This window comes from Paenibacillus psychroresistens (assembly GCF_009728935.1).
Classification (GTDB): domain Bacteria; phylum Bacillota; class Bacilli; order Paenibacillales; family NBRC-103111; genus Paenibacillus_AC; species Paenibacillus_AC psychroresistens.
Window position 1 is genome coordinate 1966189 of the sequence record NZ_CP034235.1, and the last position, 24203, is coordinate 1990391.

General features: G+C 41.4%; 18 protein-coding genes. 16 read left to right on the plus strand and 2 right to left on the minus strand.

The features are described from left to right. The first annotated feature begins 136 nt into the window (after positions 1-136). Complete coding sequence (locus EHS13_RS08955) at positions 137-988, plus strand: phosphogluconate dehydrogenase C-terminal domain-containing protein (protein ID WP_155700006.1); 852 nt, start codon at positions 137-139, stop codon at positions 986-988. A gap of 38 nt (positions 989-1026) precedes the next feature. Here the strand turns inward: EHS13_RS08955 and EHS13_RS08960 are convergent, their stop codons facing one another. After that, complete coding sequence (locus EHS13_RS08960) at positions 1027-1662, minus strand: GntR family transcriptional regulator (protein ID WP_155700007.1); 636 nt, start codon at positions 1660-1662, stop codon at positions 1027-1029. 37 nt (positions 1663-1699) lie between these two features. Continuing rightward, complete coding sequence (locus tag EHS13_RS08965; protein WP_155700008.1) at positions 1700-2503, minus strand: sugar phosphate isomerase/epimerase family protein; 804 nt, start codon at positions 2501-2503, stop codon at positions 1700-1702. 154 nt (positions 2504-2657) lie between these two features. Here EHS13_RS08965 and EHS13_RS08970 point away from each other — a divergent pair, with 154 nt between their 5' ends. The 15 genes from EHS13_RS08970 (at position 2658) to EHS13_RS09040 (ending at position 24194) form a co-directional block, all read left to right on the plus strand. Next, positions 2658-3704, plus strand: coding sequence for a Gfo/Idh/MocA family protein (locus tag EHS13_RS08970; RefSeq protein ID WP_155700009.1), 1047 nt, complete (start codon positions 2658-2660; stop codon positions 3702-3704). A gap of 29 nt (positions 3705-3733) precedes the next feature. Further along, the gene (locus EHS13_RS08975) at positions 3734-4474 is read left to right on the plus strand and encodes an amidohydrolase family protein (RefSeq protein WP_155700010.1); all 741 of its coding nucleotides are present in this window, start codon (positions 3734-3736) and stop codon (positions 4472-4474) included. 26 nt (positions 4475-4500) lie between these two features. Then, positions 4501-5787: a glycoside hydrolase family 140 protein gene (locus tag EHS13_RS08980; RefSeq protein WP_155700011.1), complete on the plus strand. Its 1287-nt coding sequence runs from the start codon at positions 4501-4503 to the stop codon at positions 5785-5787. 134 nt (positions 5788-5921) lie between these two features. Beyond that, positions 5922-7232, plus strand: a complete 1311-nt coding sequence (locus tag EHS13_RS08985) for a glycoside hydrolase family 140 protein (protein WP_155700012.1) — start codon at positions 5922-5924, stop codon at positions 7230-7232. Positions 7233-7248: 16 nt separating this feature from the next. Beyond that, positions 7249-8277 carry an NAD-dependent epimerase/dehydratase family protein gene (locus EHS13_RS08990; RefSeq protein WP_155700013.1) on the plus strand — a complete coding sequence of 343 codons (1029 nt, stop codon included), beginning with the start codon at positions 7249-7251 and terminating at the stop codon, positions 8275-8277. Between the two features lie 93 nt (positions 8278-8370). Continuing rightward, positions 8371-10020 (plus strand): response regulator transcription factor, encoded by a 1650-nt coding sequence (locus EHS13_RS08995; RefSeq protein WP_162463016.1) that lies wholly within the window; start codon positions 8371-8373, stop codon positions 10018-10020. 27 nt (positions 10021-10047) lie between these two features. Continuing rightward, positions 10048-11823, plus strand: a complete 1776-nt coding sequence (locus EHS13_RS09000) for a sensor histidine kinase (protein ID WP_155700015.1) — start codon at positions 10048-10050, stop codon at positions 11821-11823. 159 nt (positions 11824-11982) lie between these two features. Beyond that, entirely contained in the window at positions 11983-12930 is a 948-nt protein-coding gene (locus tag EHS13_RS09005; protein ID WP_155700016.1) for an ABC transporter permease, read from the plus strand. 13 nt (positions 12931-12943) lie between these two features. Next, the gene (locus EHS13_RS09010) at positions 12944-13846 is read left to right on the plus strand and encodes a carbohydrate ABC transporter permease (RefSeq protein WP_155700017.1); all 903 of its coding nucleotides are present in this window, start codon (positions 12944-12946) and stop codon (positions 13844-13846) included. Positions 13847-14168: 322 nt separating this feature from the next. Continuing rightward, on the plus strand, positions 14169-16178 hold the full coding sequence (locus tag EHS13_RS09015) for a type 2 periplasmic-binding domain-containing protein (protein WP_155700018.1): 2010 nt from the start codon (positions 14169-14171) through the stop codon (positions 16176-16178). Between the two features lie 258 nt (positions 16179-16436). Beyond that, a complete protein-coding gene (locus EHS13_RS09020; RefSeq protein WP_155700019.1) occupies positions 16437-18050 on the plus strand; it encodes a glycoside hydrolase family 140 protein in 1614 nt (537 codons plus the stop codon). A gap of 37 nt (positions 18051-18087) precedes the next feature. Then, on the plus strand, positions 18088-20199 hold the full coding sequence (locus tag EHS13_RS09025; RefSeq protein ID WP_155700020.1) for a type 1 glutamine amidotransferase family protein: 2112 nt from the start codon (positions 18088-18090) through the stop codon (positions 20197-20199). Between the two features lie 36 nt (positions 20200-20235). Continuing rightward, positions 20236-22710: a glucosidase family protein gene (locus tag EHS13_RS09030; RefSeq protein WP_155700021.1), complete on the plus strand. Its 2475-nt coding sequence runs from the start codon at positions 20236-20238 to the stop codon at positions 22708-22710. Beyond that, a complete protein-coding gene (locus EHS13_RS09035; RefSeq protein ID WP_155700022.1) occupies positions 22676-23401 on the plus strand; it encodes a ThuA domain-containing protein in 726 nt (241 codons plus the stop codon). Before EHS13_RS09030 ends, EHS13_RS09035 begins: the two co-directional genes overlap by 35 nt. Before the next feature lie 49 nt (positions 23402-23450). Next, on the plus strand, positions 23451-24194 hold the full coding sequence (locus tag EHS13_RS09040) for an RraA family protein (RefSeq protein WP_155700023.1): 744 nt from the start codon (positions 23451-23453) through the stop codon (positions 24192-24194). Positions 24195-24203: the final 9 nt, after the last annotated feature.

Below are 24203 nucleotides of genomic sequence, written 5' to 3' on the forward strand. Positions count from 1 at the left end.
TATACAATAGGTATTTAATAAAAATATCTGTTGTATTTTTTATGCCAATAAGTTATATTCGAGACATCGCCAGACGTGGTGATGCGATAATATTTGAGCTTATTGGTACAAAACTTAACTAATGGAGGAAGCAATAATGACGACTATTACACTTATTGGTGCAGGCGGAAAGATGGGCTGTAGGATTACAGATAATTTAAAAGACACGGAATATAAGGTGTTTTATGTGGAGGTTGGTGAACAGGGGAAGCTTAATCTGGCCTCCCGTGGATTAGCAGCGACTGAAATGAAAGTAGCAGTAGGTCAATCCGATGTTGTGATTATGGCGGTTCCAGATGTTCGAATTGGTGTGATATCAGCTACTATAGTGCCAGAAATGCAAAGTGGCGCTATGATGATTTTACTTGATCCCGCTGCAGCCTATTTAGGAAAGCTGCCTGAACGTGAGGATATAACCTACTTTGTATCCCATCCTTGTCATCCTCCTGTCTTTAACGATGAAACAACGATGGAAGCTAAAAAGGACTTTTTCGGAGGGGTTTTGGCTAAGCAAGCTATTGTTTGTGCATTAAAGCAAGGGCCAGATGAAGATTATCTTAAGGGTGAAGATGTTGCTAAAATCATGTATTCTCCAGTAATTCGTTCCCATCGAATTACAGTGGATCAAATGGCGATCTTAGAGCCGACTATGGCTGAGACGGTTAGCTCCATGGTTGTGACTATGCTAGGTGAAGCTTTGGATGAAACTGTAAAACGTGGTGTTCCTCTTGAAGCAGCCAAGGATTTTATGCTAGGCCATATCAATATTCAACTAGCCATTGTTTTTGGAGCAGCAGGAAACCCATTCTCAGATGCTTGTCTAATCGCGATCGAATACGGTAAGCGACACATGATTAAAGAGGACTGGAAAAAATTATTCGAGCCTGCCAGTATATATGATCAAGTGGATGTTATGCTGCATCCGGAAAAACTCAAAAAGCCGATCTGATGAGCGGCCATTAAGTATATATTTAGGGTGAACATTTTTTAGAACAGCAATATTCTTTTGCCATATTCTAAATGCTGTGTCATTTCAGTAGAGGCACCATCTGCATCACCATTTGTAATAAACTTGAAAATATTGAGATGGTTCTCGTAGGAAATTTGAATACGGGTAATGTCCTTCTGTAATACCTTTAAAGCAATTTGGTAAAGCCTGTCCTGCAAACGTTCCATGGTTTGGACGATTTCTAAATTGCCGTATAAATTAGCTAAACCTAAATGGAATTCGGAATCTATCGTCGTGAAAAGCGCATAGTCTCGATTATCTACACAGCTTTTTTGGCGGCTTAGATTGTCTTCAAACCAGGCGATTTGCTCGGAAGATAAGGAAAGACCGGCTAATTTTTTGGCGACAAAGGATTCAATCGCGATCCGAAAATCGTAGAAATGGATCACTTTGTCTATTGAAAGCTCCTTAACAAAGATTCCTTTGTTTGGCGTATAGCTAACATGGCCTTCTGCTTCCAAGCGCTCTAAGGCCGCACGGATGGGAGTACGGCTCATTTCCAGCTTCTCGACAAGATTACGCTCGGTTAAAAATTCACCAGGTGTAAAGTGACCATTCATTAACCATTCTCTAAGTTTAACGTAAGCTTTTTCTTTAAGTGTAGCTTCTTGCATTAGAATCCCCTTTCGAATATACATTCCAAACAGTATATCAAATATTAACGGCTTTGAGATAATTTAAGCTCATATCAAACCATGTTTTTTCCAATTGAATGGTTTCTGCAACAGAGTTTGTGTAAGGCGTCCAAAGCTCAAGAATGGCATTTGGTTGTTTTTTAAGCTTTTTCAATGTTTGCAGCAGCAAGGGGATATCGAGTCTGCCTGATCCGGCTGCTGTTCCGATCACTTCAAATCCCATTTGATGATGAATTCGCTGAATATTGAAATCTTTAATATGCAAATTGACGATATAAGGCGCAAGCGCTTGGATAACTTGATCTGGAGACTCAAGTGCGCTGAAGGAATTGACGGTGTCCAAACAGCTCCCAACTAAGGGATTATTCAAATTTTTGAATAAGGTTATAAGCTGCTGTGTAGTATGAAGGCCGTGATTTTCAATGGCTAGTGTTACACCTGCCTCAATAAAAGAAGGTAACACGGATGCAATATCTTTCTCTGCCTGCTCCATATCTATGGATGTAATGAGTGTTCTACAAACCTTGGAATAGAGATTCTTCGCTATTTCTAAATATTTCAAGAGATGAGCAGGCTCTGATCCTCTTGTCCCGACTTCGATTTCAAGCTTCAATCTACTTGATTCCAGCTTGAGCTGCTGGAGGAGTGGTTCGTTCATGAGATGCAGCGGCATATTGTCGGCAATTTGCACAACAGGAATGTCGTTATCGGCAGCTAACTGAATTAATTCAAGTGGGCCAAGTGGGAATTGCGGCTCCTCATAGCCGGGTACACCTACCGACCAAGTGAGCGTATAAGAACTGATTCCAAGCTTCAACATGGTTAATCGCAACCTTTCGTTATAAGTAAAGTCATTGTAACAAAAGGATTTAGTGTAATCAATACATCTTGTATACAATACAAATATTTATTGTTTTTATTAAATGAGTATGTTAGTTTAGCAATAAAATAGTTTGGAAATAGGAGATGAAGTAATGAAGGTTTGGAGAGTCGGTTTAGTTGGAACAGGCTTTTGGTCGGATAAACATTTAAAGGCATGGAAACGAATTCCGAATGTAGTGATTGCCGGGCTTTGTAATCGCAGCCGCAGCAAGCTTGAAGCGAAAGCGTTGGAATATGGGATTGCTAAGGATTGTCTTTTTGATAACATAGAAGATATGCTCCGCAATGGAAACATAGATATTGTGGATATTGTAACTGGACCGGAAACGCATTTAGAATTTGTAGAGAAAGCGGCAGCATATGGGAAACACATTATGTGCCAAAAACCTTTTGCACGTTCATTGGAAGAAGCGGAGCAAATGGTCGATACTGCGGATAAAGCGGGCGTTCGTTTAATGGTTACGGAAAACTGGCGCTGGCTGCAGCCCTTTCAGTTGATCAAACAAACGCTGAAAACAGGTGCTTTAGGTAAGCTTAATGTGGCTAGATACGTTCATACCGATTACTACACACCACGGATGGAGCCTGGAGTTGAGATTCCACAGCCCTTTTTTAGAGAAATGCCAAAGCTGCTTTTTTATGAAATGGGTGTGCATTGGTTTGATACCTGGCGGTTTCTTTTCGGGACACCAAAACGTTTATATGCGGAAACAACCCGAGTTAGTCCCCATATTCAAGGTGAAGATTCAGGTATCGTGACACTCGGTTATGATGATTTTTACGGATTCATGGATATGAGTTGGGCAACTCGGCAGAAGCTGGATAAACCTCTGGGGCATGAGGTAGGGGCACTGCACTTAGAGCAGATGGTGATTGACGGGGATAATGGTACGCTTAAGCTGTTCACCAACGGCAAGATTACACTAATTGATAAAGATGGCCTTAACGAAAAAGTATTAGCTGAAACAACAGAGCTTGACCATGAGGAAAGCCACTTCCGGTTGCAATCCCATTTCATTACTTGCTTGAACTCGGGAGAAGAGTTCGATACGAGTGCTGCAGATAACTTAATAACTTTAAAAATGGCATTTGGGACTTACCAGAGTGCAGAGGAACACATGCCTATCCGCATAAGCTAACTCAGAGAAATAGGAAAGGAACAATAACGATGATCATTGATGTACACGCTCATTTAGGCAAGGATTGTGTCTTTGACGAGGATTTTACTGCGGAGGATCAGTTTAATAAACATAAGGATTGGCAGATCAGTAAAACCATTCTTCAGCCTGCTTCCTGTCATGATCTAGACACAGTAATAAGTCAGCATGATGCGATAGCAACTCTAATTCAACAATATCCAAATCAATTCTATGGTATGGCTAATCCGAACCCACATTTACCGGATAGTAAGTACGAAGCAGAAATTAGACGTTGTGTCGAGGAGCTAGGATTTATTGGGGTCAAAATCCATACGTTTGCACATGCTGTTAATCCAAGTGGAGTAGCGGGGCGCAAGGTTTTTACTTTAGCACAAAAGCTTAATCTACCCGTTATGATTCACACTGGAGCGGGAATTCCTTTTGCCAATCCTGCTAATCTGATCCCAATTGCTGAGGAGTTTCCAGACTTGAAGATCGTAATGGCACATTGCGGGATGATGATTATGGCGGGAGAGGCTTACTTAGCTATGAAACGCTGCCCTAATATATATGCGGATATTACATGGACAGCAGGGTTCAATATCAAACGCTGGTCGGATGAATTGGGAGCGAATCGTTTTATGTTTGGAAGCGATCACGCTGACAATGCAGGAACGGAATTGGCGAAGATTAATTCATGTGGGCTGAGCGAGAGTCAGCAGGAATGGTTATTAAGCAAAACAGCATTAAGTATTTATAATTTATCATAATCCTAAGATGATGGGGAGCAAAGTAAATGAGTAAAGTAAGCGTTTCCGCTAATAAACAATATTTGATTAAAGACGGCAAGCCTTTTTTCTATCTCGCAGATACGGTGTGGAGTGTTTTTTCGAATACAACGCTAGAGGAATGGGAGACCTACCTGAATTACCGTAAAATGCAAAATTATAATACGTTGCAAATCAGTATTTTACCGCTTTTTCACGATGCCAGCTCAACCTATACAGGGGAATATCCTTTTGAAATGGATGAAGAGGGAATTTGGAACTTTTATCAACCCAATAAGCTTTTCTTTGAGAAGGCTGAAAAAATGGTGAGCATGGCCTATGATAAAGGCTTTGTGCTCACATTGGTCATCCTTTGGAATAATTTTGTTCCGGGGGCTTGGGCTAATCGTATCGCTTCTGCTTACACGATGCCGAAGGCAGCCGTAAAGGCTTTTACGGAATTTGCTGTAAAGCTTTTTACACCCTATGATCCGATCTATTTTGTCAGTGGAGATACTAGCTTTGAAAGTGAAGAAATTATTGATTACTACCAAATTGTGCTGGATACAGTCAAGTCAGTTGTGCCTGAAGCTTTAACCGCTTTACACGTAGTGGGTAATTATCATGTGCTGCCGCAGCAGTTTATCGACTCTGAAAAGCTTGATCTCTATATTTATCAATCGGGTCATAATTTGGAGGATCAGCACTTGAATTATGGTTTAGCAGAAGCATTTCTGAGTAAAACCGTGCAGCGTCCAATTATTAATTCAGAGCCTTGTTATGAAGGCCATGGGCATGGCAGCCGCTATGGCAGATTTGGCGCTTTTGATTTAAGGAAAGCTTTCTGGTGGAGTACGCTTAGCGGGGCAAGTGCTGGTTTTACTTATGGTGCCCATGGGATTTGGTCTTGGCATAAAGCAGGCGCCGAGTTTAATAACGCCGGCTGGTCGAAAGTACCGTTAGATTGGCAATCCGCTCTAAGACTCCAAGGTGCATGGGATGTTGGTTATTCAGCATGGCTTTTTCAGCAATATGAGTTGTTCGCTTTGAAGCCTGCCCAGCATCTGCTTATTACGCCTTACCCAGAGATTAGGGTAGCAGCAAGTGAGGGTTTAGATAAAATTGCCGTATACATTCCCTATAATAATGAAGTGCAGCTTGATTTGGATATGAGTGAATATGATTTTGTATTCATTGAGCTTGAGAAACGTAATATTCTTAAGCTTGATATTTCAGTAGAAGCGGGAGTAACAACAATCGCAATGTCAGATTTCAATGCAGATGTGGTGGTTATTGCTAATAAAATAACTTCCTAATACCGTTATAGGTCATCCGAATCTTTACTATAAATAAAACTTCGTAAAGCTATAATTAATATTGAGTTGGGAAAATTTTTGAGTTGAATTAGCTCATAGAAAGCGCTTACGTTAAATAAGGGAGTTGTTCAGTAGTGGATATAAATGGCTATTTAGAAATTGCTTCCAATAATAGAAGCTTTCAAACTAAAGCGGGAATTCCCGTATTCTGGTTAGGGGATACCGCTTGGTCTTGCCCAGGACGCGCAAGCTGGGAGGAGTGGGTCGAATATGTCGATACGAGAGCCAGCCAAGGATTTAATGTGATTCAAATGAATTCTTTACCGCAGCATGATGCTTATCAACCAATCTTTCAAGGACGCCAGCCTTTTTCATTGCAGGATGCTAAAAGCGAGGACGGAAGAATTTTTAAATGGGATTATGATCATATTCATGAGGATTACTTTGATTTTCTGGAGCGAATGATTGTTTACGCAAATAACAAAGGGATGCTTATAGCGCTTATTGTCATCTGGTTTGAGCATGTACCCCACTCACGACCTACTGTCATTCCTCCCGATCATCCAGGGATGACGGTTAAGCAAGGAGTACACTACGGAAAATATTTGGTCAAGAAGCTGAAAGATTTAAATGTCATTTGGATCATTAGCGGGGATGATGATTACAAGGGAGATGGAGTTGCTGATTTCTACAATGCTGTAGCTTTGGCAGTCAAGGAAACGGATACGTATGGCAGGTTGATCACGACACATCCTGTGCACAAATCGGGAGATACCTATCATCAGGCCAGCTGGCTTGATTTCAATATGGTACAAAGCGGTCATGGTAATAATCAGGATACGGCCTTTTTATTCGTGCGTGATGAATGGAACAGAAATCCGCCTAAACCAGTCTTGAATGCAGAACCGTGTTATGAACAGCATCCACTCAGGGACAAAGAGCATCCGTTTGATCGGTATGATGTTCGTCGCGCTTGCTGGCGGAGTGTGATGGAAGGTTCTATTACTGGCGTCACTTATGGAGCCGATGGGATTTGGCATTGGGCTAGAAGCGGTGAAGTCCATTTAAACCGTTCAGCAGCAGAATACATATCGTGGCAAGAAGCTTTGCAGCTGCCTGGTGCGTTAGATTTGGTGAGAATGAAGCAGTTATTGATGAAGCTGCCTTGGTATAGCTTGGAGCCTTCTTCTGAAAGATTGCTGAGTGAACAACAATCGTATATTTCCGTTGCAGCATCGAAGGATGGGAAATTACTGCTGGCCTATTTACCAGAAAAGGGGCCGATCCGCTTGGATATCTCCTCACTCGATTCTTCGATCCGTGCCATTTGGTGGGAGCCGGGGAGTGGGGATCAGGTTGCTGCCGAGGCGATTATGGATAACGAATTCTCCTCTAGCTCACCTTTTCAGCAAGATGCCTTATTAATCATTTACAGCGAAAATTGAGAGGTGATCAGCCATTATGAGGGTATTGATTATTGGCGGTACTGGCAATATCAGCACAGCCATCACGGAACAGCTAATGGAACAGGCGGAAATGGAAATTGTACATTACAATCGAGGAAATCGAGAGTCACCAGACGGAGTGCAAACGATAATTGGGGACAGACGAGACTTTATAAGCTTTGAACAGCAAATGAAAACGGCGGGTTACTTTGATTGTGTAATCGACATGATTGGTTTTCTGCCAGATGAAGTAGAAAGTGCCATTCGGGCGTTTAAAGGGAAAGTCGGTCAGTACATCTTCTGCAGCACGGTTGATGTCTATACGAAGCAAGCCGACTATTACCCCATTGATGAAAAACACAGCCGCAAAGCGCTTCCTTCCTTTGCCTATGGCTACAATAAAATGCTTTGTGAAGAACTGCTGCTTGCAGCGCACGATCCGCAAACCTTTGCTGTTACTATATTCCGTCCTGCCCAAACCTATGGCGGGACGGGTTTTGCTGTTGCTTCCCTTGGGGACGGCACCTATCAAATGAAGCGTCTGCGGCAGGGGCACAGAATCATTATCCATGGTGATGGAACATCGATTTGGGCAGCCTGCCATCGCAGCGATGTCGCTAGAGCTTTTATCCAAGCCATCGGCAATCCGCGCGTTAGCGGAAAGGCTTATAATGTAACGGCAGAGGAATGGATGACTTATGATCGATACTGGCGAATAGTGGCGGAAGTGCTTGGTGCTCCCGAGCCGCATATTGTGCATATTCCGACGGATTTGTTGGGTTCGTTACTGCCAAACCGTGCAGAATGGTGTGTCGAAAACTTCCAGCACCCTAATATTTTTGATAATACAGCAGCACGTAATGATCTTGGCTTTAGCTATACAATTCCGTGGTCGCAAGGAATTCAAGCTGTCATTCGTCTGTTAGACGAAAACGGCGCAATTGACTGCCAGGTTGAACAACCCTACTATGATAGCTTATTAGAGGCTTGGGAAGAAGCTAATCTTACGATGAAAAGGCAAATGCAAGATATGGATTCCTTGTAAGATAAGCTATCTAATTTGGAACGTTTCGCATAGAATTGAGAAATAGCAAGCTACATTAACCATAAATTCAGTTCGATGACAGGGGGTATCTCTGTGTTCAGGTTATTTATTGTAGACGATAACAAGTATGAACGAACCGGGATTAAGAATTCGATAGATTGGACGGCACTTGGGATTGAAGTCGTTGGAGTTTTCGCCAATGGAGCGGAGGCTATTGCCCAAATAGAAATACTACAGCCTCATATTGTGATCACGGACATTGCTATGCCCGTGATGAATGGGATTGAGATGTCCGAACATATTAAGAAGAGTAATCCGGATATCAAAATCATTTTCATAAGCTGTCACAGCGACTTTGAATTTGCAAGATCAGCTGTAGATTTAGGCATTTACGGTTACGTATTGAAGCCAATCCTATCGGATGAATTGGTGAATGCCATACAGAAACTGTTGAATGAATTTGCTGTACAAAACTCACAGCAGGTTGAGAAAGCTAGAATGATGAAGCAGCTTGAAGAGATGCTGCCTCTGGTACAGGAGCAATTCTTAAAAGAACTGCTTCTTGGGGATTACCGTAATAAAGAGGAGATAGTCCAGAGGATTGCCTTTTTAAAGCTTCCCATAGAAGAAAACGCTAACATTTATGTGATTTCTATAAAGGCGAATGACATGGAGAAAAGCTTGGATAATCAAAGTGTTGCCAATTCTTATTTAATTTCGTATTCGTTTAAGGGGATCATCCGATCTTTCGAAACTGAGCAACGCAAGATTTATCCCGTGCAAATCTCAGGGAATGAATTTGTTGCGATCGCATTCGATAGCTTCAATCGCTTTACTAGTTCAAACCAGAGTTTTGACCAACAGGAAAGCATAATCAATGCTTCGGTAGAAATTAATATGGAAATTAGCAGACGCTTGAATCTTAATACAACAATGGGAATCAGTAAATGCTCCTCCGAGTTATCCGATATAGCTTTATTGTATAAGCAGTCCCAGAAAGCTGTGAACACGAGATTTTATAGCGGCAGCAATCCGATTATTATTTTTGAAGAAATCGAAGATCATTCCGATATCCCGTTTGAGGAAATGCCCAATTTGCAAGCCGTATATCAGGATGTAAAGGCATTGATGTCCTTTGGAAACGACAAGGATATTCAGGATTTTATTGATAAATATTTGAATGCAGAAGGCTTTAGAACTAATGAAAACTATATCAAAGGCTTTTCTTTTCTGATCGTAAATCTAACTGGAATTATTCTGATGGAAGCCAATCACACCTTTAAGGATATTTATGGAGATGATATTATGATATGGGAGAAATTAAGCCAAATGGACACAAAGGCCGATGTGGTGCAATGGATCCATCATGTTTTCATGAAGATTAAAGAGCATCTGATCGAACTTAACCCTACTAAGAATGTGAAAATGGTTGAAACAATCAAGGAAATTATTAAAAGCAAGTACCAGGAGCAAATTAAAATTGAGGACATTTCCAAATCGGTTTTTCTAAGCGGCAGACATGCGAATGCTCTCTTTAAAAAAGAAACGGGAAAAACAATTTTTGATTATATCATCCAAATCAGGATTGAAATGGCGAAGAAGCTCTTGAAGGAAACGGATAGTAAAGTAGCCGCAATTGCTGAAATTGTCGGATATTTGAATACATCGTATTTTTGCCTTGCCTTCAAAAAGAATGTCGGAATGACACCAGCTGAATATAAAAGTAAAGTTATTCTGCGATGAGTATTGTTCAAGCAATGGGGGTAAAGCATGCCTAAATTTAAGAAGCTAAAGTACAGGCATAAAATTGCCTTGATCATTTTTATATTCACTTTGCTGCCGATGCTTGTGCTTGGTTCTTTTCTAACCGTCAAAATATGGAATAGCAAAGTGAAGGATATCCTAGAGGTGAAGAACGCCCAGCTCACAAGCAGCGTGGTTGGGATCAACAGCCTGCTTTCCGCAAATACCGAAAAAATGATTTATATTAACAAAAACTATTATATTAACAATTATCTTGAGACCAATTCGGATCAAAATTTACTGGGCATCATGAATTTCAGTGACTATTTACAGAGTGTTATGGCTGCAGTTAAGTCGGATAATTCGCAAACAGATGTAGCCATTTACGCTTTAAAGGATACCAATTATGATGGGGAGTACTTAAGGAGTATTCAGAGTCTTGAGAATGAAATAGGAAGTAATGGAATGAGTATTAAGGATGAAGTTCTGAAGCTGAATGATGGGGAAATAATGTGGGAATTTCGGTCAGCCAAACCTGCGATGAATTCAGATTTTAAGGCAGACTATATCTTTGCCTATAAGAAAATCGAATCCTTGAATAAGCCGTTGGCTATTATTGAAATGCGAATTCCCTTCAATCAGATAATCAGTTTCTTTAAATATGATATTCCTAAAGGCAGCACTATCGTTTATGAGGCTGATAAAGGTGAAAAAAATATTATTATCAGAACGAGTCAGGCTGTGGGACTCCCTATTGCCCAAACGGAACAACAGCTTTATTTGGATGAAGACAAGCTGTCAAAATACTATGTCTTAAGCTTGAAATTATATTCTGAAGTTGGAAACATATCGATGTTCATTCCGCGAAGTCTGGTTTTTCAGGAATTGAAATTGTATTGGGTTACGGTTATCGTCATTTTCTTGGTCATTATTGCCTTTCTTATTTTTACAGTTGAGGTGGTATCTTATTTTCTGACTAAGAAATTGGAAGTGCTATTCAGAAAAATGAATAAAAAAAGTGTGGAGAGCTTGATCAATAATAACGATATGCAGTTCAATAAAACCCAAGACGAATTCGGTACGATAGGAAATGTTTTTTATGAATTGACGGTTAAGATCAAAGAGTATTATAAACAAATAACAGACTACGAATTGGAAAGAAAGGTATTGGAAACGCAGCTTCTGCAAGAGCGATTCAATCCGCATTTTTTATATAATACCTTATCCACGATCAGGTGGATCACGGAGGATACCAAGGTCAAGGAAGTTGTAAATTCGATGGTTAGATATTACAGGATTGCTCTAAACAAAGGAAGCAGCATTATTACCATCACACAAGAATTGGAAATGATCGAGGAATATCTGCGGCTGCAGAAATTTGCATACGGCAATGAATTTGAGTTTGTTATCGAAATGGAAGAGGGCATTGGCAATTACCTGATCTTAAAGCATTTACTCCAGCCAGTTGTGGAAAATGCCGTTCTACATGGGTTGAATGGGCGGGAAACGGGGGGAATAATTCGTATTCATGCAAGGAACTATGAAGGCGATATTGCTTTTGACATTTCAGATAATGGAGCTGGGATGGATTCTGAAAAACTGGAAAAAGTATTGAATGGATCTGATGATGGAACCTATGGTGGCTATGGGATGGAAAATATCCGCAAACGAATGGAGATTTTCTATGGAAGCGGGTATGGGATTGAAATTGTAAGCATTCAGGATCAGGGTACTACAGTCATTATCAGAATCCCTGCATTCTTAAATGCTAACATTCAGATGAGCATGAAATCAATCTTATGATAGGGATTAGTCAGGGAAACCTGCTTCCTCATCATAAGTTTTTTTATGGAGGAATCCCTCCTAATAACGGTATATTCCTTCCGTATTTTTACTATAAATACGCTTCCATGAGCGATATACTGTGAACAGAGAAGAGTATTGACAACAGGGAGGGTTAAAATGGAGAAAGCGTTTGCAAACAAAAGTATTGTGCAGCGATCGAAGAAAAAATGGATTAAAAACTTTAAGAAAAGTTATTTTGCCTATCTGCTGATGCTGCCATCTATAGTCCTGACATTGATTTTTTCCTATTTTCCGATGCCGGGAATTTTGGTAGCTTTTCAGGATTACAATATGTTTAAAGGAATATTGCATAGTCCTTGGGTCGGGATGCAGCATATCATCGAAATTTTTCAAGTCCCCTTATTGTATAATTCGATTATCAATACGTTCATCTTGAGTGTATTAACTATTATTGTCGGATTTCCTGCACCCATTATTCTTGCATTAATGATTAACGAAGTGGGTAATGGATTGTTTAAGAGAAGTGTGCAAACTTTAACTTATCTGCCTCACTTTCTATCCTGGATTGCTGTTGTTGGTCTGGTTTACTCTTTTATGGATGTAGATGGACCCTTAAATGATCTCAAGCTTTTACTATTTGGCAGTGACAGCGGACGTGAAATGTTTCTTTCGAAGCAATCGCTTTTCTTGCCGTTTCTATTGTTGTTAAGTGTTTGGAAAGAAGTTGGGTGGGGTACGATAGTATTTCTCGCAGCCATAACTTCAATCGATCCCAGTTTATATGAAGCGGCTAGAATAGACGGAGCCAACAGATTTAAACAGCATTTGCATATTACGTGGCCTGGTATGAAGATTACCGCAGTAATTATGTTAATCTTTACACTTGGAACTTTGTTTGGCAGTAATTTTGAGCTTGTATACGGCATGCAGAATGCGTATATTGATTTTCCAGTTATTTCGACTGTTGTATACTCTTCTGGTATCCAGCAAGGGAATTACTCAACTGCAGCAGCTGTTGGATTTGTACAAGGACTGGTCGCTTTTCTATTAATTATTGTTGCTAACAAAATCTCTAAAAAAGTATCCGGAATTTCATTATGGTAGGGGTGAAAGTAAAATGAATCATGAATCTGTTTCTTATAAGATTTTTAAGATTTGCAATATAACTTTATTAACCATCCTTGTTATCATTATGATTTTCCCCTATGTGAATGTTTTGGCATATGCCTTTAACGACTCGATGGATTCTCAATTTGGCGGAATCACGATTTATCCCAGGGTGTTTACATTTGATAACTTCAATCTGTTGCTGCAAAACAATGCGATTATCCAAGCCTTCTGGATTTCTATCCTGAGAGTGGTTATAGGCACTGCTTTTGCTGTTATGGTTCAATATGCTTGCGCTTATGCTTTTATGATGAGGGGAATTACGGGGAGAGGTTTAATCCTAATTTTCTTGCTAATTCCTTTGTACTTTAATGGAGGATTAATTCCAACCTACTTGATTTACTCTAAAATGCATATTCTTAACAGTTTTATGGTATATATTCTGCCTGTGTCCTTCAGCCTGTATAATATGGTCATTATTCGTTCCTATTTATACAGTATTCCTGAAAGCCTAGGTGAATCGGCAAGAATGGACGGTGCTAATGACTTCACTATCATGATGCGAGTTTATATGCCTTTATCATTGCCAATTATTGCGGTTATGACATTGTGGACTGCTGTATCTCATTGGAATGATTGGGTTACCACGTTATACTTTATCACCAATCATAAACTGTTTACACTGCAATACATTTTAATGCAGATATTGAAGGAAGGCGATCGGGTTGCAAAGCTTCTCGAAGAAGCAATCATACATCGGATAAATCCGGTAGCTTCCTCTCAACAGCATATAACTCCGGCAGCCATTCGAGCCGCCAATATTATCATTACAACCCTACCGATCGTCATTATGTATCCATTTTTACAAAAATACTTTGTAAAGGGAGTTTCAATGGGAGCGGTTAAAGAATAGTTAGTCTACATTCTTGTGTTATACATACTTGGTATGTATGATATAAAAGATTTAATGAGAACGTTTTCATCTAGGGAGGTGATGTTGTCTTTAGTGGGGCTGCAATACTATTGAATATCACACATTGGGGAGTAAAAGAAATCGGGAGGAGGAAGAAAAGAACACATTAAAGAGGTTGCAGATGGCTGATTCGGTCGCAAAACGTAATAGCCAAATGGACTCATTAACATGTTCAGATGAAACCGTATACAGCTATAATTATCTCATAACATGCGTATTTCTACCAAACATATTTTATAGAAAAAACCCAGGAGGATTGAAAATGAATAAGAAATTAATCAGGAGTATGACTCTTATCTTAACGATATCTTTTATTATGGCATTCTATGCAGGCTGCACCAAAACCAAAGAGGTTGAAACAACTCCAGCAAGCTCAACAGCTGTCGCAACAGATAAACCGACTGAAACCACTGCAGCTGCTGAAACCACGGCACCTGCCGCAGGAAATTATTATGAAATGCTCGATAAAGTTGCAGACAGCTCGGAATTGCCAGATTGGACAGGCAAACAATTGACTTTAAAAGCCTGGTATACTCATGGCAGCGGTGATGCAAAGCGTCCATCTTCTTCGGATGATGTGGTAACACCGGAAATTAAGCGTGTAACAGGCGTAACTATAGACAAAGATGGCTCATTTGATAATGGCGGCCAAGATGTAAAAGTGAAGATGGGTATGTTGAATGCTTCCAATGACTGGCCAGAAATTGCTTTTGTAGGCGATATGGGACCTTTCAAGGACATGATTGAAGCTGGAAAGGTTTATGACCTGACAGACGCGCTTCAAAAATATGCACCTAATATGCAAAAAAGATTGCCTATCAGTACATTTCCGCTTATAGAGAAACAAACTACCAACAATTATCAAGACGGCAAGAAGGTTTGGGGCTTCCCAGCTTTGCTTGGCAATCCGGATAATACGATTAAAGCCTTGCATCCCGAATACGTTTCTCCTAATCCGATAAATGGACCTCAAGGGTATAACTGGATATGGGTTCGGGATGATATTCTAAAAATGATGTATCCTTCAGCAAAAAGCCAAGATGAAATTGATGCTTTGTATGTAAAAAATGGGAAGTTTACCAAAGAAGATATTTTTGATGTACCGATTAAATCTCACGATGATTTTATTAAATTCCTCTATGATGTCCAGAAATTGATTAAAGATAAAGGGCTGAAAGAGAACGGCAAGCCAATGCAGGTATCTTATGCTAACGGCGGTCAAGACAACTGGAGCACAATGACTCAGCTCTTTGGTAATATTAATCGGCTTCCAGCAAATAACAATTATTTCACTTACTATGATAAATTATCCAAAACCATTAAATATTCGTTCCAACAGGATTTCTTCAAAGCAGGCATTAAAGAATTCAACAAATTGGTTCGTGATGGCATTATGGATCCGAACTCATTGCTTGAGAACAATGCTTCTCATCTAGAAAAGCTGAATAACGGCCAATACGCGGTTCCTTATCTCTACGATACGCCTGATGCATCCGTGATGAAAGCAGCAGGTAAAACTTATCGTTACAGAAAACTCTGGATTGATGCTCCTGTAAACTTCGATACCCATATTGCACCGTTGGGTCCAGATGGTGGGAATTACAGCGTTATGGTCTTCAAAGATAAAGTAAAAGAAGAAGATCTTCCTCAGGTTATCCGATACTTGGATTACTTGATGTCCGATGTTGGCGAGAAAATGTATTCATGGGGACCTAAGAGTGCTGGTTTGTTCGATGAGACAGACGGCAAACGCATATTCAAAGATAAAGATTTAGAAGCGGCAATGGTTTATAACAACCAAGATAATGGAGCAGCACTTAAATATAACCTGTTCAATACTCGAATCAGTACGACAAGTAATTATGGAAACGCATGGCCTTATTACCCGGCTTATATGTGGGGTGCAGGACCGAATGCTCCATTGAATAACTATGTCAGAATACCAAGTGCTGCCGATGCTTTAGGCTGGTTTGATCCAGGTAATTTACCGGGTAATTCACAAGCGGAAGCGTCATCTACCTTGGCAGTAGATCAAGCACTTTGGGCTTTCTTTGGTGCCGTACCAAGTGCTGATGCATTCTGGAAGAATAGAGATGCCTTTGAGAAAACGTTGACCAAAACATTGGCAGCTAAAGATGATGCTCAGTTCGAGTCCATGTGGAAAGCGTTCCAAGAATTAGCTGTTCAACAAGGGGCTACCGAACAATCTCTGAAAGAATATACGGATTACTTCCTAAAAAGTAATAAAGATTACATCGACAAAATTAAATAAGCTGCTTCAAGGTGAATGACAGTTTCCAGGTGTTATATGAAATTTTTTTTCATATAGTACCTGGAAATATTTTTATTCATTGATTACATCTGGCGAAATATCTTCCTAATCGTTCTATCAATATAGCGGTATAAGATATCCGTATATTTACTATAACTTGGTTCTTGATTGGCATAGAATTTGGAGTGCAGGTTCGTAAACGTGCTGGTATCGACGAGGGATGGCCGATGTATTCAAAAGGGGGAATTGATTACTTTTATGAATAGAGAAAATAGCACGCATGTGTGGGAATGCATCGAATTGTCATTTAGAGCAGAAATGAACTATGAGAATCCTTTTAGAGATGTGGAGCTTCAGGTCGAGTTTTCTTGCCTATCTGAAAAAACGCTGCTTGTTCCTGGGTTTTGGGATGGTGCCGATTTATGGAAGGTGCGGTTTGCTCCTGTTGCAGATGGCGAGTGGAGCTGGAGGTCAAGCTGTTCCAATCCAAAAGATAATGGATTGCATAGCAATGTTGGGTTGATTACTGCTTTACCTTGGTCTGTCAAGGAAATAGCGGAGAATCCTAATCGGCGTGGTTTTATCAGAGTACATGAGCAAGGCAGATATTTTGAATACGCAGATGGAACGCCTTTTTATTGGTTGGGAGATACGTTATGGGCTGCTCATACATCCAGATGCGATTTGGAGAATACGCTTCCCAAATATTTGCTAGACCGCAAGGAGAAAGGCTTCTCTGTCATTCAAATGGTGGCAGGCCATCCGGAAGCTGACGAGGACAATCATGAATATGGGAGTTATGTGAGCTACAGCCCGAAATATTTTCTCAATGAAGGCGGTGCTCCTTATCTGAAGAGATACGATCTGATTAATCCGCAATATTTTCAGTTTTTGGATCAACGGATCAGGCTTATGACCGATATGGGATTCGTTCCTTGCATCATGGGAATGTGGGGGCAAGAACTCAAGGGGATGAGTGTGCAAATAACAAAAGAGTATCTTTGCTACATAATTGCACGATATGCAGCGTTTAATGTCAGTTGGTCGCCTGCAGGCGAATACCTCTTTACCTGGGATGTGCAAGCATGGCGTGAGCTTGGCGAGGTGATGAAAAGCTATGATCCGTACAAGCACCCAACTTCTGTCCATTCTGTTGCTCCGCACAGCGGCAGCCAGCATTATCACAAGGAGGCCTGGTATGATTTTAACCTGATTCAGGTTGGGCATGTGCTTGCATTTAAGAATTTTATGGAAATGCTTCCGTATATCGATTATCATTTACAGCCAGCAAAACCGGCAATTATGAGTGAATCCTGGTATGAGAATCATCCGAATCGACTGATGGATGATGGAAAATGGATCCAAGATCAAGATATCCGATTCGCAGCTTATGTATCACTGCTTCAAGGCTGCGTAGGCCAAACCTACGGAGCTCACGGAATATGGTCTTTGTTTAATGGCGATGAATCCGATAAATGGCGAGATGATGAACGGCCGGACATGTGGTATCACGACCTGGAGCTTCCTGGATCTATGCAAATGAAGCATTTAAGAACGTTGATGGAAACGCTGGAATGGTGGAGGCTTGTTCCTTATCCGGAAGGAGTCACTACGCTGAAGGAAAATTCTATTTATTGTTCTGCAATTTCCGGTAAGCAATATGTGATTTATATTACTGGAGGAAATTCTCCTGCCCCTGTAATGGTAATGGTCGTGGAAGGAGAAGGGAAGCATTTTGCCGGACAGTGGTTTAATCCGAGATCTGGTGAATGGAGCAAAGCCGCAGGGGACTATACGCCTTATGGCTGTGGATGGATGTGGCGATCCGTGACTCCCGATCAGCAGGATTGGGTGTTAACACTCGTAAACTAGCCAGACTTTAACTATATAAATCTTAGGAGGTTTCTACATGTATTCAGCTCCAATTATGCTTCTGGTGGATACCAGCTTTCTTTTGGATCACGCACGGCTTCGTCATGCGGTTTCAGACATTTACGAGAAAGGCTTTGACACGATTTGTTTGGAATTTCGCAATTGCCTGTACACGGAGTATGATCCACAAGGCAAAGCAGCAATGAAAATTGTCGCAGAGGAAACACAAAGGCTTGGGATCCAATTTGTCAAAATCATGCCAATGATAGGCCCTAATGTGGTCAAACAATTTCCGGAATCCCGACAAGTTTGGACCGTAGAACATCGCGGCCATATAAGCAACAAGCTATTTTCGGTGACTATTAAAAGCTTGAACAATGCCGGGTTTGTTTCAACGGAGCCCTCGATCCGAGGAATTGCGAAGGCATTCCATGTCACTAGAGAGAATGGCAGGATTGTGCAAGCAGTTGATATTACCGCCAAAATTACCTATTCGATTGAAATTAACTCCTCCTTTATTTTTAAGGGTACTTATGAGCAGGATGGGGAAATCCTCATTTATCCCGCTTACCATACGGATTATATGGATTTTGCATCCAAGGATATTAATCGTTCTGTTGATGAATTTATGGAGCAATATACGGATTTGCCGTTGAGCGGTTACGCCATTGATGAATTCGGTGCTGGCAACAGAGTGTGTGATGCTTATTTTATCAGTGAATGCTTTCAGAGTAATTTTCGCGAAAAATATGGATACGAGCTGTTGGATAAGCTTTATTTGCTGAAAAATGAGGCCATAGACGAATGTGCTGGCAAAACGAGATATGCTTTTTATCAGCTGACCATGGACCACACTTATCAAATTCAAAAACATGTCAAAGACCGATATACCGAACTCTATGGCAAGGATCTATTTGGTGGATTTCATAGTACATGGTGGGGAGAAGGCAACTCTGGGGATGTATGGTCAGGGAATATTGACTATTTTCGGCTGACAGAAAATTTAAGCGGCGGTTTTGTGGATGCGCAATTTGATGCTGAAAGAACGATGACCTCCATGACTATGTTGGCTGAATCGCTTGCAAAATTCTCAGATAGTGGAATCGCATACAATATGTGCTGGGACAGGAATACGACCCAAGGCAAGCTCGATTATTATCAAAGACTTCTGGCAGTCCGCAATGTAAGATGGGTCGGACATGCATATGGCAGTGCAGGCCCTTATGGACCGGGGTATCCCGACCACATTACCTGGAAAGATACGAAATTAAGCCTGCACCGCCAGAAAACACTGCAAGCATTTATTGGCAATGCAGTAAGCCAGCCTAAGGTAGCGATGATGTATGTATGGGAGTCGGTCGCTTGCTTCAACAATGACAACATGCATTACCACAAGCTAAGCATGAAAGCTTTACTGGATAAGATGCTGCTGCGCAATATCGAAATCGATATCATACCTACTTACGATAACAATCTATCAAGATTCGATACGCTAATCGTTTTATGGCCTGCGATGCTGCCTGAAGCGACTTGGAAAGAGATCAAGGAGTATGCGGCCTCTGGTAAAAAAATCATTTTCATCGGTCCGCCAGCACAATACACGGTTGAGGGACGCGATATAAGCGGAGAATTTGCTGAATTAACCGGTGCTGCTGTCGGGGATCTATTCTCCAGTAATTCCTATGAGGGAGAATATGAATATATCGCATGGGATATGTGGTTTACAACCAACAAAATTCCTATGCAGTGTTATCCTATGCAGTCCGTGGATAGTGACACTCAACTGAGTCATGAAGGGGACATTCTGGGGGTCCAGAAAAGCAACGTAGAATATTATTCGTTCGAAATGCCATTGACCCACTATTTCAACACTATTCTTAGTGAGCTTGAACAATATTGCGAGGTGAGGCTGCCTGATGGGATAATTTCAAAAGTCTCCCATGATGGTGATATCTCAGTTATTACTCTCACAGGGCACTGGGGTTCAAAAATCAATGCTGCTTTTCAATATAAGGGCAACCAACTAACGATTACTAACGGGAATTTAGTCGGAATAAAATTGCGAGCGGATACAATCATCGAGATCATTAGTGAAAAAGATTGTCGGATTGAGCTCAATGGCTTGACCAATGATTATGTGATTATTTGAATGTATTTAATATAGAAAGAAAGAGGGTTAACTACCATGACACATACAGTTGATAAAGGAATTATTTACGCGGAGAAAGGGATTCCTGAGACACCAAGATGGTTCTCAGACAGTAGATTGACATTCCAAATGGATGAAAATTCAATCACTCAGGTCGATTACCGTAATCCATTGCAATCACGGGGAAACCACACGATATTCCTCCAGAGGCTTTGGGATGGATTTCGATATTTTCTGGAGCGGAAACAAGTGGTTTACAGGTTGGACCATAATCAATCGAAAATATGGCCGTTTGGGCTTGAATCGCAATGTGAGTTTGAAGGCTCCCTATTGAAGCATCAGATGTTTGCAGTTGCAGATTCGATTGTAATCCAGCTGATTACACCAGCTGATCTGCCAGCTGATCTCAAATTTGAGCTTGAATTTTATAAGGATTACGGCTTGGTTCCCGTTGATTCTCAGGATCCGCGTTTTGGCAGCGGCGGCGCGGTCCGTACCTGGCAGGAATGGGAGTTCGACGCGGCAAACTCTATTTTGCTTACTTCGATGGAGGATCATTTTAAAGAAAGAGAGCCTGAGCATGAGGAAGAAGACATCCGCACGTTAAACCTTGAGCGTAACGAGGAACAGACAGCTCCACTACACATTGGGATAAGCGCTGATTTTCCGTTGAGCTATGTGAAACGCCCGCTTAACCCAAAATATATTTTAATGAGTGATGAGATGCTTTTGCCTAATACATGTTATAGCTTTGTAATCACTTTTGATACAAATAAGCAAAATTTGCTGGTTAAAATGAAGGATCTAACCTCCAACTTAAAACCATTAATCGCCAACCAATTCAAGCGTTATCAAAGCGTAGCTGATCAATCGCCGGTATTAATTAGCCCATATAAAGAATTGAATGATTTTATCAGCTTGGTTCCCATGTACCACGAATCCTGCAAGGTTACGGATACTCCAGGTGCGATTAAAGCCAAGAATGCGAACTACTGGGTTTGGGGCTGGGATGGGATGACGAGCAACTATGCTTCGCTTTATTGGGGAGATCAATCGTTTATCCAGGAGATGCTGCAATTCTACGAGAATACAGCTGATCCTGAGTTAGGTATTGGCCATAGTTTTGGCCATAATATGTCTCTGAATAGCATTAGCGAACTGCCTTCGCAGAGCATGTATATTTCATTGCTGCAGCAGTACTATACAATAACGGGTGATCTGCAGGAAGTAAAAGATAGATACCCATTCGCCAAGCGAATTTTTAAGTTAATTAAGACCCGCGAGGTTCAAGGAACAGGCTTCTGCGAATCAACCTCGTTATTCCCGGATTACCCGTTGTACATGAAAGAAACCGGACATGATATTAGCGGCCTGAATAATACGATTTTCTATTGTGCTGCAAGATCCATGGAATATTTAGCCGATCTCGCAGGCGATCTTGAAATGATGCTGGAAGCCAAAACAACCTTCACCAATATCGAAAAAAACTTCCTGCCGCTGTTCTTTGATAAAGAGAAAAAGTTCATTGTCAGCTCCATTGACTCCGAGACCTTGCAGCAAAGAAATTCGTTTAATTCGAATGCGGTTAAATGGGAGAACAGCTATTGCGGAGAGCTAATGGAAGCGATTAGTGCGGATTGCTTGTCTTTTTTTGAAGAGAATATCGTGTGCAAAGCCGGATTGAGGGAGATCCCGACTTGGTCTGAGGCCTATGATGCAGATGCCAATCAGCTGCATTGCTGGTGGCCAGTGACTGGCGAATATTACATGAGATTAATTAACGGCAATAACCGCGGTGATTTGATCAAGCAATGGGTCGGTTGGGTGAGCTATTGGACGAAGAAGCTGACATGCCCAGAAGGGATTTCTTGTTATATCGATACAGATGAACCGGATATTGACCGCTGGAATACAGCTAAAGGCATGTGGCACGCTTATTCGATGCGTGGCTTTTATCAAGCGGCCATCCATGGAGTAGTTGGTGTGGATATGGAAGCAGGCGGTTTAACATTCTATCCGTACGCTGGAGAGGAAATGACCCTGCAGGGGCTTCACTTCCGCAACAAGCTCGTAGATATCGAGATGAAAGGCAGCGGCCCTTATATTCAGTCGATCATAATCGATGGTCAAACGCTGCTAGCAACAAATAAGCTGCCTGTTGATTTAATGGGCGGGGAAAAACATGTGTCGATCTCAGTTAATAGAGTCGCAGAAAACCAGTTTCCAATCTCGATCCAAACAGCTTACGGAATGGATTTGCTTAATTACCGATATGAGGATGGTATTATCTCTGCAGATGTACAAGGATCCGGAACTAGTCGGCTTAAGCTGATAGCTGCTGGCAGAAAGCCAATTGTAACCAAGAACGGCATTTCAGTTGAAGTTGACTATGATTCTACTACGGGTAAAGCAACTGTAGAGCTTGAGTTATCCGTAGGTCAATTGGATGTGCTGGAAATTAGAGGAGGTAATCTCAATGGGGCAAAAAATAAAAGTAACCATTTGGAATGAATATCGACATGAGAAGATCAATGAACAGGTTAAAAAAGTTTATCCGAACGGGATTCACGCACCGATCGCCGAAGGATTGGCAGCCCATTGCGACATTCGTATTGCAACACTTGACGAGGTTGAGCATGGACTAACAGATGCGGTACTTGACGATACTGAAGTGCTAATCTGGTGGGGACATACGGCGCATAACGAAGTGGCAGACGAGGTAGTTGAGCGCGTTCATAGACGAATCTTAGCAGGGATGGGCTGTATCATTCTCCACTCTGCGCATTATTCCAAATTGTTTAAGAAGCTGATGGGTACTAGCTGCAGCTTGAATTGGCGGGATACTGGCGAGAAGGAACGTCTTTGGGTGGTGTCTCCTGGTCATCCAATTGCCCAAGGGATCGGCGCGTATTTCGAGCTGGAGCAGGAAGAAATGTATGGTGAGCATTTTGATATTCCAGTTCCAGATGAGCTGGTATTCGTTAGTTGGTTTAAAGGAGGAGAGGTTTTCCGCAGCGGCTGCTGCTACCAACGCGGAATGGGTAAAATCTTTTATTTTCGGCCCGGTCATGAAACCTTTCCAACGTACTATGACGCTAATGTGCAAAAAGTAATCTCAAATGCCGTTCAATGGGCAATTCCGACAGAGAGGCCATCTCCTTTGTATATGGATGCAGCTCCGCTCGAATCATTACTATTATAAGAAGAAACGACTTTATACTCATGCTTGATAAAGTAAAGGAGATATTCAGATGATCGTTAAGAATACGCATGAAATATCGGATGAATTGTTGGAGGAGCTGAAGCTTGTCAGCGTATCTACAGCCTCGCATATGCTAGTGGAAATGGGGTATAGGAATGCCTATATGCAGGGGATCTTGCCCATGTGCTTCCCTGAGGGGCAGGACAGTGCGGTAGGGCGTGCGGTTACATTGCGCTTTATTCCACTTCGAGAAGACTTGGTTATGCAACAATATGAATCATTGACAGAATCCCCGCATAGAGAGGCATTGGAATCTATCCGTCAGAATGATGTTCTAGTTATTGATACAGGAGGACATATGGAAACGGGTGTCTTTGGAGATATCTTCACTCGACGTCTGCGTTACTTAGGCGGTCAAGCTATCGTGGTTGATGGATGCATCAGAGATTTGATTCGGATTAAGGCCGTGAATTTCCCTGTATTCTCTAAAGGAGTACACGGTAGTGCGATTCCGCGTTCGCTCATGTCGGTCGGATTTAATGAGCCTATACGATGCGGTGGTGTAGGGGTTGTGCCTGGAGATATAATCTTAGCTGACCGAGACGGGGTAGTGGCTATTCCACCTCAATGTGTCGAGCATATCATTAAGGTCTCAAGAGAACACGATGAGCTTGAGGAAAGATGGATTAAGCTTAAGCTGGATGAGGGCGCTTCCCTGCATACCCACTATCCGCCTAACGCTGAAGCAAGACAAGAATTCGAGCAATGGAAAAAAGAAAATGGATTTGTCTAAACAAGGGGG

What these genes read in the sequence shown, in the direction of transcription:
- EHS13_RS09020 (WP_155700019.1), top strand. Translation starts at nt 16,437, where the DNA reads ATGAATAGAGAAAATAGCACGCATGTGTGGGAATGCATCGAATTGTCA.
- EHS13_RS08990 (WP_155700013.1), top strand. Translation starts at nt 7,249, where the DNA reads ATGAGGGTATTGATTATTGGCGGTACTGGCAATATCAGCACAGCCATC.
- EHS13_RS09000 (WP_155700015.1), top strand. Translation starts at nt 10,048, where the DNA reads ATGCCTAAATTTAAGAAGCTAAAGTACAGGCATAAAATTGCCTTGATC.
- EHS13_RS09025 (WP_155700020.1), top strand. Translation starts at nt 18,088, where the DNA reads ATGTATTCAGCTCCAATTATGCTTCTGGTGGATACCAGCTTTCTTTTG.
- EHS13_RS09015 (WP_155700018.1), top strand. Translation starts at nt 14,169, where the DNA reads ATGAATAAGAAATTAATCAGGAGTATGACTCTTATCTTAACGATATCT.
- EHS13_RS08955 (WP_155700006.1), top strand. Translation starts at nt 137, where the DNA reads ATGACGACTATTACACTTATTGGTGCAGGCGGAAAGATGGGCTGTAGG.
- EHS13_RS09040 (WP_155700023.1), top strand. Translation starts at nt 23,451, where the DNA reads ATGATCGTTAAGAATACGCATGAAATATCGGATGAATTGTTGGAGGAG.
- EHS13_RS08960 (WP_155700007.1), bottom strand. Translation starts at nt 1,662, where the DNA reads ATGCAAGAAGCTACACTTAAAGAAAAAGCTTACGTTAAACTTAGAGAA.
- EHS13_RS08970 (WP_155700009.1), top strand. Translation starts at nt 2,658, where the DNA reads ATGAAGGTTTGGAGAGTCGGTTTAGTTGGAACAGGCTTTTGGTCGGAT.
- EHS13_RS09010 (WP_155700017.1), top strand. Translation starts at nt 12,944, where the DNA reads ATGAATCATGAATCTGTTTCTTATAAGATTTTTAAGATTTGCAATATA.
- EHS13_RS09005 (WP_155700016.1), top strand. Translation starts at nt 11,983, where the DNA reads ATGGAGAAAGCGTTTGCAAACAAAAGTATTGTGCAGCGATCGAAGAAA.
- EHS13_RS09035 (WP_155700022.1), top strand. Translation starts at nt 22,676, where the DNA reads ATGGGGCAAAAAATAAAAGTAACCATTTGGAATGAATATCGACATGAG.
- EHS13_RS09030 (WP_155700021.1), top strand. Translation starts at nt 20,236, where the DNA reads ATGACACATACAGTTGATAAAGGAATTATTTACGCGGAGAAAGGGATT.
- EHS13_RS08965 (WP_155700008.1), bottom strand. Translation starts at nt 2,503, where the DNA reads ATGTTGAAGCTTGGAATCAGTTCTTATACGCTCACTTGGTCGGTAGGT.
- EHS13_RS08975 (WP_155700010.1), top strand. Translation starts at nt 3,734, where the DNA reads ATGATCATTGATGTACACGCTCATTTAGGCAAGGATTGTGTCTTTGAC.
- EHS13_RS08980 (WP_155700011.1), top strand. Translation starts at nt 4,501, where the DNA reads ATGAGTAAAGTAAGCGTTTCCGCTAATAAACAATATTTGATTAAAGAC.